The following is a 15,875-nucleotide window of genomic DNA, read 5'->3' as shown; positions in this document are numbered from 1 at the left end:
GAAACCCACATGACCGACCAGACGCCCCGGACCCTCCACCTCAACGCCTTCCTCATGAACGCCGGACACCACGACGCCGCCTGGCGCCACCCGGACAGCACCCCCGAACGCGTCACCGACCTGCGGTACTTCCAGGAGCTGGCCCGCACCGCCGAGCGCGGCCGGCTCGACTCGGTCTTCTTCGCCGACGGGGTCGCCCTCTGGGGCAAGGCCCGCTACAACGCCGTCGGCGGGTTCGAGCCGCTCACCCTGCTCTCCGCGATCGCCGCCGTCACCGAGCACATCGGGCTGATCGCCACCGTCTCCACCACCTTCAACGAGCCGTTCCACACCGCCCGCAAGTTCGCCTCCCTGGACCACATCAGCGGGGGCCGCGCCGGCTGGAACGTCGTCACCTCCGGCAGCGTCGACGAGGCCCGCAACTTCAACCGGGACGAGCACCTGGAGCACAGCCTCCGCTACGACCGGGCCCGCGAGTTCCTCGACGTCGCCACCAAGCTCTGGGACAGCTGGGAGGACGACGCGATCGTCCTCGACAAGGAGCGCGGCATCTACGCGGACACCGACAAGCTGCACCCCGCCGCCCACCGCGGCGAGCACTTCGGCGTGGCCGGCCCGCTCAACGTGCCCCGCTCCCCGCAGGGCCGCCCGCTCCTGGTGCAGGCCGGATCCTCCGAGGACGGCAAGGAGTTCGCCGCCCAGTACGCAGAGGCCGTCTTCACCGCCCAGCAGACCCTCGCCGACGGCCAGACCTTCTACAAGGACCTCAAGGCCCGTCTGGCGAAGTACGGCCGCACCGGGAGCGACCTGCTCGTCCTGCCCGGCATCGCGCCCGTCATCGGCTCCACCGAGGCCGAGGCCAAGGCACTGGAGCAGCAGCTCACCGACCTCCAGGTGCCGGAGTACGGCCTCGCCCAGCTCTCCACCATGCTCGGCGTCGACCTCACCGGCCACCCCCTCGACGGCACCCTGCCCGAGCTCCCGGAGGAGCGGGACATCAACGGCAACAAGAGCCGCTTCACCCTCGTCGCCGAACTGGCCCGCCGTGACGGCCTCACCCTGCGCGAGCTGATCGCCCGCCTCGGCGCCGGCCGCGGCCACCGGGTCTTCGCCGGCACCCCCGAGCAGATCGCCGACCAACTGGAGGAGTGGTTCACCCAGGGCGCCGCCGACGGCTTCAACATCATGGCGCCCGTCCTGCCCACCGGCCTGACCGACTTCGTCGACCACGTCGTGCCGATCCTCCAGCGGCGCGGGCTGTTCCGCACCGAGTACACCGGCCGCACCCTCCGCGAGCACTACGGCCTTCCGCGCCCGGCCAACCGCTACGTCAGTACCGGGCAGAGCGCATGACCGCGGGTCCGGCGGCGCGGCCCGTCACCCAGTGAGTACGGGGGCGGCCCGCGGCGGACCGCCCCCTCCTCATGCCGGCAGGTCTGCAGACCTGGCGGCATGAAGAGCGCCGGAGCGTCAGACCGTGAGGACGATCTTGCCCCGGGTGCGGCCCGCGGCGCTCAGCTCCCAGGCCTTGGCGGCCTCGGCGAGCGGCAGCGCGTGCTCCACGTTGACGGTGAGGCGGCCGGCGTCGGCCAGTTCCGCCAGGAAGGTCAGGTCGGCGGTGTCCGGTCGTACCCACAGCTGGTGGGCGCCCTTGGCCGCGGCCTCGTAGTCGGCGATGGAGACCACCCGGTCGCGCTGCTTCACGAGCGCCTGGAGTGTCCCGATGACGTCGTCCCCGAAGAAGTCGAGGCCCGCGTCGACGCCTTCGGGCGCCAGCTCGCGGATGCGGTCGGCCATGCCGTCCCCGTACAGCACGGGTTCGGCGCCGAGCGCGCGCAGGTAGTCGTGGTTGTGCGCGCCCGCCGTGCCGATGACCCGCAGGCCGAGCGCGACGGCGATCTGCACGCCGAAGGAGCCGGTGCCGCCCGCCGCGGAGTGGATGACGACCGTCTCGCCGGCCTTGAGACCCACGCGGGTGAGCGACTGGTAGGCGGTGAGCCCGGCCAGCGGGATGCCCGCAGCCTGCTCGAAGGTCAGCTCACGGGGCTTGCGGGCGAGGGTGCGGACGGGGGCGGTGACCAGTTCGGCGTAGGTGCCGAGCTCCACCCATTCCTTGCGGACGTAGCCGTACACCTCGTCGCCCACGGCGTAGTCGAAGGTGTCGGGGCCGACCGCCTCGACGATCCCGGCCACGTCCCAGCCGGGTATGACGGGGTAGCGGACTTCGAGGATGGGGTCGAGGTATCCGGCGGCGAGCTTCCAGTCCACCGGGTTCACGCCCGCGGCCTTGACGCGGACGAGTACCTCGCCCGGTCCGACCTTGGGCTCCGGTGCGTCAACGAGCGTGAGGTTCTCGGAAGTTCCGTATGCGCTGTATGCGATGGCCTTCATGATCACCGCCAACCCGGCGTGGCGCCCCGCTATTCCCGGACGGGGTCAGGCGGGCAGGGTGTTGCGGTGCGAGCGCCGCCTGGCCGCGCTGAACAGGGCCTGGATCTGGGCACCCGACTGCTCCACGTCGTCGAGCGGCGAGGGAAAGGGCAGCCGTACGTCGTGATGGCCGCGCCGCTCCTCCAGCCGCAAGGTGATCCCGTACCGGTCCATCGCGACGGGCAGGGCGCGGACCACGGCGGCGGCGGGCAGCGGCTGGACGAGGCGCAGGAGCAGGGTGACGAGGTCGGCGTGGTCGTCTAGGAGGTGCGTGAGCATGCCCGCCTCGTACGGGGCCAGCGGGTCGGGGCGGGCCGTCTCCAGCTCGTCGAGTCCGACGTACGAGAAGCCGTCCGCGGTCTCCAGGACCGCCTGTCCGAACTCCACGCAGGTGGAGTCGGCGCTCTCGTCCGGGTCATGGGCGTACGGGGTGAGCAGGCGGCCCAGGAGGGTCACCCGGGCGCGCACCCGGTCGCGGACGGGGGTGGGGGCGACGTCGGTGAACTCCAGCCGGACCGCGGGCCGGAGCTCGGCGTCGCCGCCGGGCTCCGCGGGATGCAGGTGCAGCCGGCCCATGGGGTCCGTGCCGTCGAGGTGGCGGACCTCGGTGCGCAGCCCGTCGGTGACCACGGTCATGGAGTGGGCGGCGGCCAGGACCGACCGCACCCGCTCGGCATCGGTGGGGCGGGCGGCCGGGTGGGCAGGGGCACCGGACATGCGCATCTGGATCTTCTCCATCATCGCGAGTTGGTTAGGTATGCCTAACCTAACCTATTTCGTTCGCGGGGAGTAGACCGGTCCGGTCGTGTCGGTGTTGGGCTGAACGGGTGAAACGCGAGAGGATGGGGGGATGCACATGAAGCACGCGGCCGAGGCGGCCCGGTGAGCAGGTACGACGTCACCGACGAACAGTGGGAGGGGCTCGCGCAGGTGGTCCCCCTGCGCAGTCGCAACGAATGGCCCTCCCGGGTGGACCACCGCACCATTCCCACGGCGCCCGGGGCGTCGGCGGCGGAGCAGCGGCGCTTCGTGGTGATCCGGGTTCAGATCTTCGCGGACGCGCGGGAGGTGGCGGAGTATCTGATCGCGCAGATCCCGGTGCTGCTCGACCTCACCGGCGCGGACAGCGAAGTGGCCAAGCGGATCCTGGACTTCAGCAGTGGTGTCGTCTTCGGCCTCGGCAGCGGAATGCACCGGGTCGACCGGAACGTCTTCCTGCTGGCGCCCGTCGGGACCGAGGTCGAGGGGATCGCGGCCGCCGCCGTCCCCCGATCGTAGGAAGGTCGCCGCGACGGAACGGTTCGCCGGGTCCACGGGGGGTCCGGCGGCCCGTACCGTCCCGCGCATGGACGCCCCCCTCGACGCGCCGGCGGGCCTCGCCCCCGCCGCGGTCGCGTTAGCCGACGCCGATCCCGCCGACTCCGCTGATTCCGCCGACTTCGGTGGTTCCGCCGACTTCGGTGGTTCCGCCCTTCCCCCCGCTCCCGCCTTTCCCGCCGATTCCGGCGGCGAACCCGCGCACGCCGTTCCCGCCGTTCCCGCGCAGGCGGGCCGCGCGCAGCCGCGGCCCGTGGTCACCGAGTTACGGCTCTCCGCCTTCGGGCCGCACCGTGGTGCGGCCTTCCGGCTCGGGCCCGTCACCCTTTTCACCGGGCCGAGCGGCAGCGGCAAGTCCCAGGCGCTGGCCGCCTATGAGGCCCTCGCAGCGCTCGCCTCCGGGGCCACCCTGGAGGAGGTCTTCCCCGACCCCGGTGCCCGGATCCCCGACTTGGCCGTCCCCGACGCCGAGCGGCGACGCGGCTTCCGCATCGGCTGCACGGTCGACGGCCCCGTCGGTCCGGTCCGCCTCGACCTCGCCGTCCAGGCCGAGCCGACCCTGCGCATCGTCGGCGAACGGCTCTCGCAGGACGGGCGGATCCTGCTCGCCACCGCCCTGCGCGACCCCGGCCGGCGTTGCGTGCAGGCCGCCTGGCTGACCGGCGGCGCCGTCGGCGTCACCCGGGCCCCGCTGCCCGACGACCGGCTCGGCACCGCCCTGCTCCCGCTCCGCGTGGCCGGTGCCACGGCCGGCCAGCGCCAGGTCCTGGCCTCCGCCGAGCAGGTCGTGGTGGCGCTGCGCTCGGTGTTCCCCTGCGACCCCCGCCCCGCGCGGATGCGCGCGCCCGTCCCGCCGGGGGAGGGCCGGCTGCTGGGGGACTGTGCCAACCTCGCCGACGTACTGCGCCGGACCCGCCACGAATGCGGCACCCGGCACGCGCTGCTGGCCGAGGCGGCCCGCACCGGCTGCGCGGGGCCGGTCGCCGGGCTGGACGTACGGGTCCTCGCGGGCGGCCCCGTCACGGCGGTCCTCGACCGGGGCCCCGCCCGGCCCGCCACGGAACTGGCCCGCCTCGGCGCGGGCGAACTGCGCTTCCTCGCGCTGGCGCTGGTCCTGCTGACCGGGCCCGGCGTGCTCGCCATGGACCCGGCCGCCGAACTGCTCTCCGCGCGGCAGGCGCTGACGGTCCTGGCCGACGGCTTCGACCGGGGCCTCGACCGGGCACAGAGCGCCGAACTGCTCCGCCTGGCCCTGCTGTCCTGCGGACGTGGGCACGTCCGGCTGGCGGCGGCGGTGGGGGAGGGGACCGCGGCGGCAGCCCGCCGCCTCCCGGGGGTCACGGTGGTAGACCTGAACCCGTGAACGACATGAACGACATGAACGGCGCGGGCGGCACGGACGGCGCGGGCGGCGCGGACGGCGGGGGCGGCGCGGGCCAGGACCGGACGGACGAGACCCCCGCGCCGCCCGCCGGTGACCGGCTGGACCAACTGCGGCGAAGGCTCGTCGACTTCGCGGCGGCGCGCGGCTGGGAGCCGTACCACACGCCCAAGAACCTGGCGGTGGCGCTGAGCGTGGAGGCATCGGAACTGGTCGAGATCTTCCAGTGGCTGACGCCCGAACAGTCGGCGAGGGTCATGGAGAAGCCGGAGACGGCCCACCGCGTGGCCGATGAGGTGGCCGACGTTCTCGCGTATCTGCTGCAGTTCTGTGAGGTCCTCGGGGTGGATGTGCTGGATGCGCTCGCCGCGAAGATCGAGAGGAACGAACTCCGCTTCCCCGTCCCGGGCGGTTCGACATCCAATTGTCACTCTTCGGAGTGATGGACTCCTGCACAATCACGTTTGTGTCCACATTTTCCGAATACCCCTGGCTTTACTGGCCCGTTGCCCTCACTCTGGGTAGTGGTGAGGAACGGTGGGATGTCGTGCGGACGGGGGACGGCATATGGATGCGGTACGGCTCATCGCGGTCGGCCGGCACGCGCTGGCACAGAGCGGGGCTGAGTGGGACATCGTGGGCGAGGCCTGGCAGGCCCAGGCGCTCGCGCAGGGTGTAGGAGGCTATCTGGCGGTCACCGGACCGCCGGAAATGAGAGCGGAGGCACGGGGACTGGGGGAAGCGGGAAGCAGAGGCTGCGGGGTGCTCGACCGGGCGGCGCTGCGCGGCGAGGGCAGCGCGCCCGAGTATCCGCCGCGGGCCGCGCAGCTGACGGAGGTGTCGGATGTCCGGCAGGCACTGCTCGGACTCCAGGCGCTGCTGGGCGAAGTGGGCATAGCCCTGGTCGGGGTCGCCTGCGGGACGGACGACGAGACCCTGTACTGGCAGTGCATAGAGTCGATCGACGCGGCTGACGAGTCGAGCGACCGGGTCCGGGCGATCCTGCGCCGCATGGCGGTGCGCGAGCGGGGGTCGGCCTCGGGCGTGGCCTGAGGAGCGGGGTGGTACGAGGGGTCCCGCCGCGCACGACGGGACCCGCACGGTCAGTGCGACCGGTAGGTGGGGCGCTCGCTCTCGGGGGCGCGGCCGCCGGGCGTGCGGTCCGTGGAGGACTGGAGGTCGGCGTCGAGCTGCGAGAGGTCGGCGTTCAGCGCCGCCATCAGCTCTTCCATCTGCTGCAGCAGGCCCTTCGGCGCGCCGCCCTGGGCGGGCGCGGCGGATTCCTGGCGTGCGTGGTCGTGTGCTGCCTGTCCGGTCTGTCCGGTGTGCTCGGGCACGGACTCATGGGACATGGCGGCCTCCTCGGCCCTGGCCCTTCCAAGGCGGAAGGGGGCGGTGGACGCACCGGCGAAGGGCCGCCGGCGCGCGGGCCGGGCGGTCCGGCTCCGTCCGAGCCAACGATCCCCTTCCGGGCTGGTCACTGGCGGAGCCGGGGCGGACACGTCCGGTTGACGCGATTCACCCGGCAGGGGCGGGGAGGGCGGGACGGAGGGCAGGATGGAGGGTATGGACCTCCGCATTTTCACCGAGCCCCAGCAGGGTGCGAGCTACGAGACCCTCCTGACCGTCGCCAAGGCCACCGAGGACCTGGGCTTCGACGCCTTCTTCCGCTCGGACCACTATCTGAAGATGGGCTCGGCCGACGGCCTGCCCGGACCCACCGACGCGTGGATCACCCTTGCGGGCCTGGCGCGCGAGACCGAGCGGATCCGCCTCGGCACGCTGATGACGGCCGGCACCTTCCGGCTGCCCGGTGTGCTCGCCATCCAGGTGGCCCAGGTCGACCAGATGTCCGGCGGCCGGGTCGAACTGGGCCTGGGCGCCGGCTGGTTCGAGGAGGAGCACAGGGCGTACGGGATCCCCTTCCCGGCGGACCGGATGGCCCGGCTGGAGGAGCAGCTGGCGATCGTCACCGGCCTGTGGGCCACCGAGGCGGGCGCCACCTTCGACTACGCGGGCAGCCACTACCGGGTGGAGAAGTCGCCCGCGCTCCCCAAGCCCGCCCAGGCCAGGGTGCCCGTCCTCGTCGGCGGCCACGGCGCCCGGCGCACCCCGCGGCTCGCCGCGCGGTACGCGGACGAGTTCAACATGCCCTTCGCCTCGGTCCCGGACAGCGAGCGGCAGTTCGGCCGGGTCCGGGAGGCCGCCGAAGAGGCCGGGCGCAAGCCCGACGACCTGGTCTACTCCAACGCCCTGGTGGTCTGCGTCGGCAAGGACGACGCCGAGGTCGCCCGCCGGGCCGCCGCCATCGGCCGCGACGCGGCCGAGCTCAAGGCCAACGGCCTGGCCGGTTCCCCGGCGGAGGTCGTGGACAAGATCGGGGCCTACGGCGCCATCGGCTCCTCCCGGGTCTACCTCCAGCTGCTCGACCTCGACGACCTGGACCACCTGGAGCTGATCTCCGCCCAGGTCCTCTCCCAGCTCGGCTGACCGAGGACCCGGAACCGATGCCACGCGCGTCCGGCCCGCTCGCCGAAGCCCTGGCCCGCAGGACCGTGTTCCTGGACGGCGGGCTGAGCAACCAGCTCGCCGACCAGGGCGGCGACCTGTCCGGCGCCCTCTGGACGGGCCGGGTGCTCGCCGAGCGGCCCGACCAGGTCGAGGCCGCCCACACGGCGTACGCACGGGCCGGCGCCGAGGTGCTGATCACCGCGAGCTACCAGATCGGCCCCGGCCACCCCCGTGCCACCGACCTGCTCCACCGCAGCGTGGACCTCGCCGCCCGCGTCGCCGAGGCCGCCGACCACGAGGTGTGGGTGGCCGCCTCCGTCGGCCCGTACGGAGCGGTGCTCGCGGACGGCTCCGAGTACCGGGGACGGTACGGCCTGAGCGTGCGCGAGCTCGCCGCCTTCCACCGCCCCCGCGTCGAGGCCCTGCTCGCCGCGGGCCCCGACGTCCTCGCCCTGGAGACCCTCCCCGACCCGGACGAGGCCGAGGCCCTGCTCACCGTCCTCGCGGAGACGGGCGCACCTGCCTGGCTGAGCTACACCGTCGCCGACGGCCGTACCCGCTCCGGCGGCGCCCTCCGCGAGGCGTTCGCCCTCGCGGCCGCAGCGCCGGAGGTCATCGCGGTCGGCGTCAACTGCTGCGATCCGGCGGAAGTCCTGCCCGCCCTCGAAGAGGCGGCCGCCACCACCCGCAAACCGCTCCTCGCCTACCCCAACGACGGCTCCGTCTGGGACGCCGCCACCCGCACCTGGCAGTCCCCCGGACCGCCGTCCCCTGGCCGACCGACGCCTGGCACCGGGCGGGCGCCCGCCTCATCGGCGGCTGCTGCCGCATCGGCCCCGCCCGGATCGCGGATCTGGCCGCCGGAAAATAGGGCGCAGCCAGGGCGGGTGACCAGCAACAATCGGTCGTGTGTTCCTGACGATCTCCACCACCGGCTCCCCTGAACGACCCGCTACCGACCTGGGCTACCTGCTGCACAAGCATCCCGGCAAGACGCAGGCGTTCTCCACCTCCCACGGCACCGCCCACGTGTTCTACCCCGAGGCCACGGCCGAACGGTGCACGGCGGCCCTGCTGCTGGAGGTGGACCCCGTCGCGCTCGTGCGGCGCGGTCAGGGCAAGGGCCGGGGCGGAGCGCCCGACGCCGCGCTCGCGCAGTACGTCAACGACCGCCCGTACGCCGCGTCCTCGCTGCTCGCCGTCGCGCTCAGCGGGGTGTTCCGCAGCGCGCTCAAGGGCCAGTGCACCGTCCGCCCGGAACTGCCCGAGCAGGAACGGCCGCTGCGCGTCGAGATCCCGGCGCTGCCCGCACGCGGCGGGCCCGAGCTGGTGCACCGGCTGTTCGACCCGCTCGGCTGGGACCTCGTACGGGCCGAGCCCGTACCGCTCGACGAGCAGTTCCCCGAATGGGGGGACTCCCGTTACGTGCGCCTCGTACTGGAGGGCGAGCTCAAGCTCGCCGACGCCCTGCGCCAGCTGTACGTCCTGCTGCCCGTGCTCGACGACGCCAAGCACTACTGGATCGCCCCCGACGAGGTCGACAAGCTGCTGCGCGCCGGAGACGGCTGGCTCGCCGCCCACCCCGAGAACGGGCTGATCAGCTCCCGCTACCTCGCCCGCCACAAGCGGCTGACGCAGGACGCCCTGGAGCGCCTGGAGCTGGTCCGCCTCGCCGAGGCCGACGGCAGCGAGGTCGAGGAGCTCGACAACGCCGTGGACGAGAACCGCGACACGGAGGAGCGGCCCGTACCGCTCGCCGTGCAGCGGCGCGACGCGATCCTCGGCGCCCTGCGGAGCGCGGGCGCCCAGCGCGTACTGGATCTCGGCTGCGGGCAGGGCCAGTTGGTGCAGGCCCTGCTGAAGGACCCGGCGTACACCGAGATCGTCGGCATGGACGTGTCCATGCGGGCGCTGAACCTCGCCGCCAAGCGGCTGCGGCTGGAGCGGATGGGGGAGCGGCAGAGCACGCGCGTCCGGCTCCTGCAGGGATCGCTCGCGTACACGGACAAGCGGCTGGCCGGCTACGACGCGGCGGTGCTCAGCGAGGTCATCGAGCACCTGGATCCGGAGCGGCTGCCCGCGCTGGAGTACGCGGTGTTCGGATCGGCCCGGCCCCGCACGGTCCTGGTCACCACCCCGAACGTCGAGTACAACGTCCGCTGGGAGACCCTGCCCGCCGGGCAGGTCCGTCACGGCGACCACCGCTTCGAGTGGAACCGCGAGGAGTTCCGGGCCTGGGCCGGTGCCGTCGCGCAGCGCCACGGCTACGGAGTCGCGTACGTCCCCGTCGGGGACGACGACCCCGAGGTCGGGCCGCCGACGCAGATGGCCGTCTTCACCCAGGCCGCCACCGACCCCGATACCGACACCGACACCCCGAAGGAGGGCGAGGCAGCATGACCAGCACCGAGACCCACCGTACGCGTGTACTTCCCGTCACCGACCTGTCCCTCGTCGTCCTGATCGGGGCCACCGGATCGGGCAAGTCCACCTTCGCCCGCAAGCACTTCAAGCCCACCGAGGTCATCTCCTCCGACTACTGCCGGGGCCTGGTTTCCGACGACGAGAACGACCAGAGCGCCAGCCGGGACGCCTTCGACGTCCTGCATTACATCGCGGGCAAGCGCCTCGCCGCCGGCCGCCTCACCGTCGTCGACGCGACCAGCGTCCAGGCCGAGGCCCGCCGCAGCCTGGTCCAGCTCGCCCGCGAGCACGACGTGCTGCCCATCGCCATCGTCCTGGACATGCCCGAAGAGGTCTGCGCCGAGCGCAACGCGGCCCGCCCCGACCGGGCCGGCCTGCCCCGCGCAGTCATCCAGCGGCACCGCCGCGACCTGCGGCGCTCGCTGCGCGGCCTGGAGCGCGAGGGCTTCCGCAAGGTCCACGTGCTGCGCTCCGCCGAGGAGGCCGAGAGCGCCGAAGTCGTCCTGGAGAAGCGGTTCAACGACCTCACGCACCTCACCGGCCCCTTCGACATCGTCGGCGACATCCACGGCTGTTCCTCCGAGCTGGAGACCCTGCTCGCCGAGCTTGGCTACCAGGACGGTGTCCACCCCGACGGCCGCACCGCCGTCTTCGTGGGCGACCTCGTCGACCGGGGCCCCGACAGCCCGGGCGTCCTGCGCCGCGTCATGGGAATGGTCGAGTCCGGCAACGCCCTGTGCGTGCCCGGGAACCACGAGAACAAGCTCGGCCGTTACCTCAAGGGCGCCAAGGTCCAGCAGACCCACGGCCTCGCCGAGACCGTCGAGCAGCTCAGCCACGAGCCGGAGGAGTTCGTCGAGGAGGTTCGGGAGTTCATCCGCGGCCTCGTCAGCCACTACGTGCTCGACGGCGGCAAGCTGGTGGTCTGCCACGCCGGGCTGCCCGAGAAGTACCACGGCCGCACCTCCGGCCGGGTCCGGTCGCACGCCCTGTACGGGGACACCACCGGCGAGACGGACGAGTTCGGCCTGCCCGTGCGCTACCCGTGGGCCGAGGACTACCGCGGAAAGGCCGCCGTCGTCTACGGCCACACCCCGGTCCCGAACACCGCTTGGATCAACAACACCATCTGCCTCGACACCGGCGCGGTCTTCGGCGGCAAGATGACCGCCCTGCGCTGGCCCGAGCGCGAACTGGTCGACGTACCGGCCGAGAAGGTCTGGTACGAGCCCACGCGTCCGCTCGCCGCCGAGGCACCGGGCGGACATGACGGGCGCCCGCTCGACCTGGCCGACGTCCACGGCCGCCGGATCGTCGAGACCCGGCACCTGGGCAACGTCAACGTGCGCGAGGAGAACGCCGCGGCCGCCCTGGAGGTCATGAGCCGCTTCGCGGTCGACCCCCGGCTGGTCCCGTACCTGCCGCCGACCATGGCGCCGACCGCGACCTCCCGCGAAGAGGGCTACCTGGAGCACCCGGCCGACGCCTTCGCCCAGTACCGCAAGGACGGCATCGCCCAGGTGGTGTGCGAGGAGAAGCACATGGGCTCCCGCGCCACCGTCCTGGTCTGCAAGGACGCCGACGCGGCGCGCGAGCGGTTCGGGGTGGACGGGCCCAGCGGCTCCGTCTACACCCGCACCGGGCGGCCCTTCTTCAAGGACCCCGAGGTCACCGAGGAGGTCCTGGCCCGGCTCCGCTCGGCCGTCACCGACGCCGGTCTCTGGGAGGAGCTCGGCACGGACTGGCTGCTGCTCGACGGGGAACTGCTGCCCTGGTCCCTGAAGTCCGCCGGCCTGCTGCGCAACCAGTACGCCGCCGTGGGCGCGGCCTCGGGTGCCGTCTTCCCGGGCGCGATCGCCGCCCTGGAGGCGGCCGCCGCCCGGGGCATCGACACCGGAGGACTGCTGGAGCGCCAGCGCGGCCGGGCCGGCGACGCGGCCGCCTTCACCGATGCCTACCGGCGCTACTGCTGGACCACCGACGGGCTGGAGGGCGTACGGTTCGCGCCCTTCCAGCTGCTGGCGGCGGCCGGGCGGTCGCTGGCCGCGGTGCCCCACGACGAGCAGCTGTTCTGGCTGGACCGCCTCGTCGCCGCCGACGAAGCGGCGGGCACCGGGCTGCTGCGCCGCACCGGCCGCATCCTGGTGGACACCGCGGACGAGGACTCGGTACGGGCGGGCACCGACTGGTGGCTGGAGCTGACGGCCGCGGGCGGCGAGGGCATGGTCGTCAAGCCGCTCCAGGCGTACGCCCGCGACGGGAAGGGCCGCCTGGTCCAGCCCGGGGTCAAGGTGCGAGGGCGGGAGTACCTGCGGATCATCTACGGTCCGGAGTACACGCGCCCCGACCACCTCGAGCGGCTGCGCGAGCGGTTCCTCGGGCACAAGCGCTCGCTCGCCCTGCGCGAGTACGCGCTCGGGCTGGAGGCGCTGGACCGGCTGGCGGCCGAGGAGCCGCTGTGGCGGGTCCACGAGGCCGTCTTCGCGGTGCTCGCCCTGGAGTCGGAGCCGGTCGACCCCCGGCTCTGAGATCCACCCGGCCGGAAACCGGGCCCGTGGACCGGGCGTAAACCGGTGCGTAAAGCCAGGACCCCCGTACGGCCTCGAATTAGGTCGTATGGGGGAACTTTCGCGGAGAACTCCGGGAAACCCACCGGCGGGATCGTTCATCCAGGGCAGCGGAATGTCCGCGACCCTGGAAGGACGGAACGTCACCTATGAAGATGACCGCGCGCGGAAGCATTGCGGCACTCATGACCTGTATGGCCGCGGCCGGCGCGGCCACCCCGGCCGTGGCCGACTCGGTGCCGGTCGGTGTCCCGCTGGACGCTGTGAAGACGACGCTGGGGGTGGACACCCCCCGTGTGGCGTCCGCGGTGCCGGTGCCGGTCGTGGGAGCGCCCGAGGCGCCCCGCTTCCACAAGGGGAGCATGCTCCCGACCCCACTGCTCCCGGTGGTCCCGATCGGCACCGAACTCGGCAGCACCCTCGTCACCTCGCCGGTGCCGAACCTGCTGGGCAAGCCGGAGACGGACGGCGAGGGCTCCCTGGAGGCGCCGGCAACCGACCTGCTCGCCCGGACCCCCGGCGTGGTCGCCGGCGGTCTGCTGACGATGCCGGACGGCTCCAACTCCGGGGTGCCGAACCTGACCATGCCCGAACTGGGCCTGACCGCCCCGGAACTCATCGGCGCTCCGACGGCGCTTCTCGGCCTCGGCACCCCCCGCTGAGCAGACGCCACGTCAAAAGGCCGCCCCGTCTGGGAACGTGTACGGCATGGGATTCCATGTCGACTCCGAGACCGGGCGGCTTCGCCGCGTCATCCTCCACCGGCCCGACCTGGAGCTGAAGCGGCTCACACCGAGCAACAAGGACGCGCTCCTCTTCGACGACGTGCTGTGGGTGCGCCGGGCCCGTCAGGAGCACGACGGCTTCGCGGACGTGCTGCGCGACCGGGGCGTGGAGGTCCACCTCTTCGGTGACCTGCTGTCGGAGGCCCTCGACATCCCGGAGGCGAGACGCCTCGTACTGGACCGGGTCTTCGACGAGAAGGAGTACGGGCCGCTCGCCACCGACCACCTCCGGTCGGCCTTCGACGGGCTGAGCTCGGCCGCCCTGGCCGAGGCGCTGGTCGGCGGGATGACCAAACGGGAGTTCCTGGAGCGGCACGCCGAGCCGGTGTCGGTGCGCTTCCACGCCCTGGAACTGGACGGCTTCCTGCTGGGCCCGCTGCCCAACCACCTGTTCACCCGGGACACCTCCGCCTGGATCTACGACGGGGTGTCCATCAACGCCATGCGCTGGCCCGCGCGGCAGCGCGAGACCGTCCACTTCGAGGCGATCTACAAGCACCACCCGCTCTTCACCTCCTCCGGCGCCTTCCACTACTGGTCGCAGGGGCAGGTCGACTACCCCTCCACCATCGAAGGCGGTGACGTGCTGGTCATCGGGAACGGCGCGGTGCTCATCGGGATGAGCGAGCGGACCACCCCGCAGGCGGTGGAGATGCTGGCGCGGGGGCTGTTCGCCGCCGGGTCGGCGACCGCGATCGTGGCCCTGGACATGCCGAAGCGGCGGGCCTTCATGCACCTGGACACGGTGATGACGATGGTCGACGGAGATACGTTCACTCAGTACGCAGGGCTCGGCATGCTGCGCTCCTACACGATCGAGCCCGGTGACGGCCCGGGCGAGCTGAAGGTGACCGACCATCCGGCGGAACACATGCACCGGGCCATCGCGGCGGCGCTCGGCCTGGACTCGATCCGGGTGCTGACCGCGACGCAGGACGTGCACTCGGCGGAGCGCGAGCAGTGGGACGACGGATGCAACGTGCTGGCCGTGGAGCCGGGGGTGGTGGTCGCGTACGAGAGGAACGTGACGACCAACACCCATCTGCGCAAGGAGGGCATCGAGGTCATCGAGATTCCGGGCAGCGAGCTGGGGCGGGGCCGCGGCGGACCGCGATGCATGAGCTGTCCGGTCGAGCGGGACGCGGCCTGAAGTCCTCGCCTGCACGAGACGCATCTGTATATCAATGCAAAGGATCGTATAGACTTCCAACATTCCCTGTCACCGTGACGCTGGAGCGACCCCATGGCCCCCGACCTCGCCGGCCGCAGTTTTCTCAAGGAGCTCGACTTCACCGCCGACGAGTTCCGCGGTCTGATCGAGCTCGCCGCAGGCCTCAAGGCGGCCAAGAAGGCCGGGACCGAGCAGCCCTTGCTCCAGGGCAGGAACATCGCGCTGATCTTCGAGAAGACCTCCACGCGCACCCGCTGCGCCTTCGAGGTCGCCGCCGCCGACCAGGGTGCCCGCACCACCTACCTCGACCCCGCGGGCTCGCAGATGGGCCACAAGGAGTCGGTCAAGGACACCGCCCGCGTGCTCGGCCGGATGTTCGACGGGATCGAGTACCGGGGCGACAGCCAGGAGACCGTGGAGGCGCTCGCCGCCCACGCCGGCGTGCCCGTCTTCAACGGCCTCACCGACGACTGGCACCCCACCCAGATGCTGGCCGACGTGCTCACCATGACCGAGCACACTGCCAAGCCGCTGGAGCGGATCTCCTTCGCCTACCTCGGCGACGCCCGGTTCAACATGGGCAACTCCTACCTCGTGACCGGTGCGCTGCTGGGCATGGACGTACGGATCGTCGCGCCCAAGGCCTACTGGCCGGCCGGGCCCGTGGTGGCCGCGGCGCGCGCACTTGCGGAGCGCAGCGGCGCCCGGATCACCCTGACCGAGGAGATCGCGGAGGGCGTCGCCCAGGCCGACTTCGTGGTGACCGACATCTGGGTGTCCATGGGCGAGCCCAAGGAGGTCTGGGACGAGCGGATCGCGGCCCTGTCCCCGTACGCGGTGACCATGGACGTGCTGCGGGCGACCGGGAACCCGGACGTGAAGTTCATGCACTGCCTGCCGGCCTTCCACGACCTCGGCACGAAGGTGGCGCGGGAGATCCACGAGCGGCACGGGCTGGAATCGCTGGAGGTGACGGACGAGGTGTTCGAGTCGGCGCACTCCGTCGTCTTCGACGAGGCCGAGAACCGGCTGCACACCATCAAGGCCGTGCTGGTCGCCACGCTCGGAAAGCCCGTCGCGCAGCCGTCCGCATAGTCCTGCACGGCCCCGCACGGCCCCGCACCGCCCCGGGGCCGCCCCTCGCATAGTCATACGCGGGCCGGCTCGGTGAACCGTGCCGCCCTGCCGTGTGTCGTGGGGCGGCGCCCGCACGTGGACTGTGGGTGTGGATCAGCAGCTGCCCGCCGCCGTGCTCCTGCCGGGGTGGGGTGCTGGAACATGTCGCGCTT

14 protein-coding genes and 1 pseudogene are annotated in these 15,875 nt (G+C 72.5%); 12 read left to right on the top strand and 3 right to left on the bottom strand.

The genetic code is table 11. The features are described from left to right. Positions 1-9 precede the first annotated feature (9 nt). Positions 10-1,353: an LLM class flavin-dependent oxidoreductase gene (locus tag AB0D48_RS04660; protein WP_362390740.1), complete on the top strand. Its 1,344-nt coding sequence runs from the start codon at positions 10-12 to the stop codon at positions 1,351-1,353. Positions 1,354-1,470: 117 nt separating this feature from the next. Here the strand turns inward: AB0D48_RS04660 and AB0D48_RS04655 are convergent, their stop codons facing one another. Continuing rightward, positions 1,471-2,391: an NADP-dependent oxidoreductase gene (locus tag AB0D48_RS04655; RefSeq protein ID WP_362390738.1), complete on the bottom strand. Its 921-nt coding sequence runs from the start codon at positions 2,389-2,391 to the stop codon at positions 1,471-1,473. Between the two features lie 45 nt (positions 2,392-2,436). After that, the gene (locus AB0D48_RS04650; protein WP_362391111.1) at positions 2,437-3,153 is read right to left on the bottom strand and encodes a DUF2470 domain-containing protein; all 717 of its coding nucleotides are present in this window, start codon (positions 3,151-3,153) and stop codon (positions 2,437-2,439) included. 159 nt (positions 3,154-3,312) lie between these two features. Between AB0D48_RS04650 and AB0D48_RS04645 the strand changes: the two genes are divergently transcribed. The 4 genes from AB0D48_RS04645 (at position 3,313) to AB0D48_RS04630 (ending at position 6,181) form a co-directional block, all read left to right on the top strand. Then, positions 3,313-3,708 (top strand): cell division protein SepF, encoded by a 396-nt coding sequence (locus AB0D48_RS04645; protein ID WP_030012729.1) that lies wholly within the window; start codon positions 3,313-3,315, stop codon positions 3,706-3,708. 67 nt (positions 3,709-3,775) lie between these two features. Continuing rightward, complete coding sequence (locus AB0D48_RS04640; RefSeq protein ID WP_362390736.1) at positions 3,776-5,110, top strand: ATP-binding protein; 1,335 nt, start codon at positions 3,776-3,778, stop codon at positions 5,108-5,110. 119 nt (positions 5,111-5,229) lie between these two features. Then, entirely contained in the window at positions 5,230-5,571 is a 342-nt protein-coding gene (locus AB0D48_RS04635; protein ID WP_362391109.1) for a nucleotide pyrophosphohydrolase, read from the top strand. Between the two features lie 124 nt (positions 5,572-5,695). Then, the gene (locus tag AB0D48_RS04630) at positions 5,696-6,181 is read left to right on the top strand and encodes a DUF6099 family protein (protein ID WP_362390734.1); all 486 of its coding nucleotides are present in this window, start codon (positions 5,696-5,698) and stop codon (positions 6,179-6,181) included. A 50-nt stretch (positions 6,182-6,231) separates the two neighbouring features. Here the strand turns inward: AB0D48_RS04630 and AB0D48_RS04625 are convergent, their stop codons facing one another. Next, complete coding sequence (locus tag AB0D48_RS04625) at positions 6,232-6,480, bottom strand: hypothetical protein (RefSeq protein ID WP_362391129.1); 249 nt, start codon at positions 6,478-6,480, stop codon at positions 6,232-6,234. 214 nt (positions 6,481-6,694) lie between these two features. On the opposite strand from AB0D48_RS04625, the gene AB0D48_RS04620 reads away from it, so the two are divergent. The 7 genes and pseudogenes from AB0D48_RS04620 (at position 6,695) to argF (ending at position 15,681) form a co-directional block, all read left to right on the top strand. Further along, a complete protein-coding gene (locus AB0D48_RS04620) occupies positions 6,695-7,618 on the top strand; it encodes an LLM class F420-dependent oxidoreductase (RefSeq protein ID WP_362390732.1) in 924 nt (307 codons plus the stop codon). A gap of 17 nt (positions 7,619-7,635) precedes the next feature. Next, a pseudogene (gene mmuM / locus AB0D48_RS04615) lies at positions 7,636-8,510 on the top strand (homocysteine S-methyltransferase). Between the two features lie 38 nt (positions 8,511-8,548). After that, complete coding sequence (locus tag AB0D48_RS04610; protein WP_362390730.1) at positions 8,549-10,039, top strand: 3' terminal RNA ribose 2'-O-methyltransferase Hen1; 1,491 nt, start codon at positions 8,549-8,551, stop codon at positions 10,037-10,039. Then, positions 10,036-12,591, top strand: a complete 2,556-nt coding sequence (locus AB0D48_RS04605) for a polynucleotide kinase-phosphatase (RefSeq protein ID WP_362390728.1) — start codon at positions 10,036-10,038, stop codon at positions 12,589-12,591. The genes AB0D48_RS04610 and AB0D48_RS04605 overlap by 4 nt, the downstream gene beginning before the upstream one ends. Positions 12,592-12,779: 188 nt before the next feature. Continuing rightward, positions 12,780-13,292 (top strand): hypothetical protein, encoded by a 513-nt coding sequence (locus AB0D48_RS04600; RefSeq protein WP_362390726.1) that lies wholly within the window; start codon positions 12,780-12,782, stop codon positions 13,290-13,292. Positions 13,293-13,338: 46 nt separating this feature from the next. After that, a complete protein-coding gene (locus AB0D48_RS04595) occupies positions 13,339-14,565 on the top strand; it encodes an arginine deiminase (RefSeq protein ID WP_362390724.1) in 1,227 nt (408 codons plus the stop codon). Positions 14,566-14,658: 93 nt separating this feature from the next. Next, on the top strand, positions 14,659-15,681 hold the full coding sequence (gene argF, locus AB0D48_RS04590) for an ornithine carbamoyltransferase (protein ID WP_362390722.1): 1,023 nt from the start codon (positions 14,659-14,661) through the stop codon (positions 15,679-15,681). Positions 15,682-15,875 lie beyond the last annotated feature (194 nt).

This window comes from Streptomyces sp. NPDC048269 (assembly GCF_040652395.1).
Taxonomy (GTDB): domain Bacteria; phylum Actinomycetota; class Actinomycetes; order Streptomycetales; family Streptomycetaceae; genus Streptomyces.
The sequence above is the reverse complement of the archived record's forward strand: the minus strand, read 5'-3'. Positions and strand labels throughout refer to the sequence as shown.

What these genes read in the sequence shown, in the direction of transcription:
- AB0D48_RS04660 (WP_362390740.1), top strand. Translation starts at nt 10, where the DNA reads ATGACCGACCAGACGCCCCGGACCCTCCACCTCAACGCCTTCCTCATG.
- AB0D48_RS04655 (WP_362390738.1), bottom strand. Translation starts at nt 2,391, where the DNA reads ATGAAGGCCATCGCATACAGCGCATACGGAACTTCCGAGAACCTCACG.
- AB0D48_RS04650 (WP_362391111.1), bottom strand. Translation starts at nt 3,153, where the DNA reads ATGCGCATGTCCGGTGCCCCTGCCCACCCGGCCGCCCGCCCCACCGAT.
- AB0D48_RS04640 (WP_362390736.1), top strand. Translation starts at nt 3,776, where the DNA reads ATGGACGCCCCCCTCGACGCGCCGGCGGGCCTCGCCCCCGCCGCGGTC.
- AB0D48_RS04630 (WP_362390734.1), top strand. Translation starts at nt 5,696, where the DNA reads ATGGATGCGGTACGGCTCATCGCGGTCGGCCGGCACGCGCTGGCACAG.
- AB0D48_RS04625 (WP_362391129.1), bottom strand. Translation starts at nt 6,480, where the DNA reads ATGTCCCATGAGTCCGTGCCCGAGCACACCGGACAGACCGGACAGGCA.
- AB0D48_RS04620 (WP_362390732.1), top strand. Translation starts at nt 6,695, where the DNA reads ATGGACCTCCGCATTTTCACCGAGCCCCAGCAGGGTGCGAGCTACGAG.
- AB0D48_RS04605 (WP_362390728.1), top strand. Translation starts at nt 10,036, where the DNA reads ATGACCAGCACCGAGACCCACCGTACGCGTGTACTTCCCGTCACCGAC.
- AB0D48_RS04600 (WP_362390726.1), top strand. Translation starts at nt 12,780, where the DNA reads ATGAAGATGACCGCGCGCGGAAGCATTGCGGCACTCATGACCTGTATG.
- AB0D48_RS04595 (WP_362390724.1), top strand. Translation starts at nt 13,339, where the DNA reads ATGGGATTCCATGTCGACTCCGAGACCGGGCGGCTTCGCCGCGTCATC.
- argF (WP_362390722.1), top strand. Translation starts at nt 14,659, where the DNA reads ATGGCCCCCGACCTCGCCGGCCGCAGTTTTCTCAAGGAGCTCGACTTC.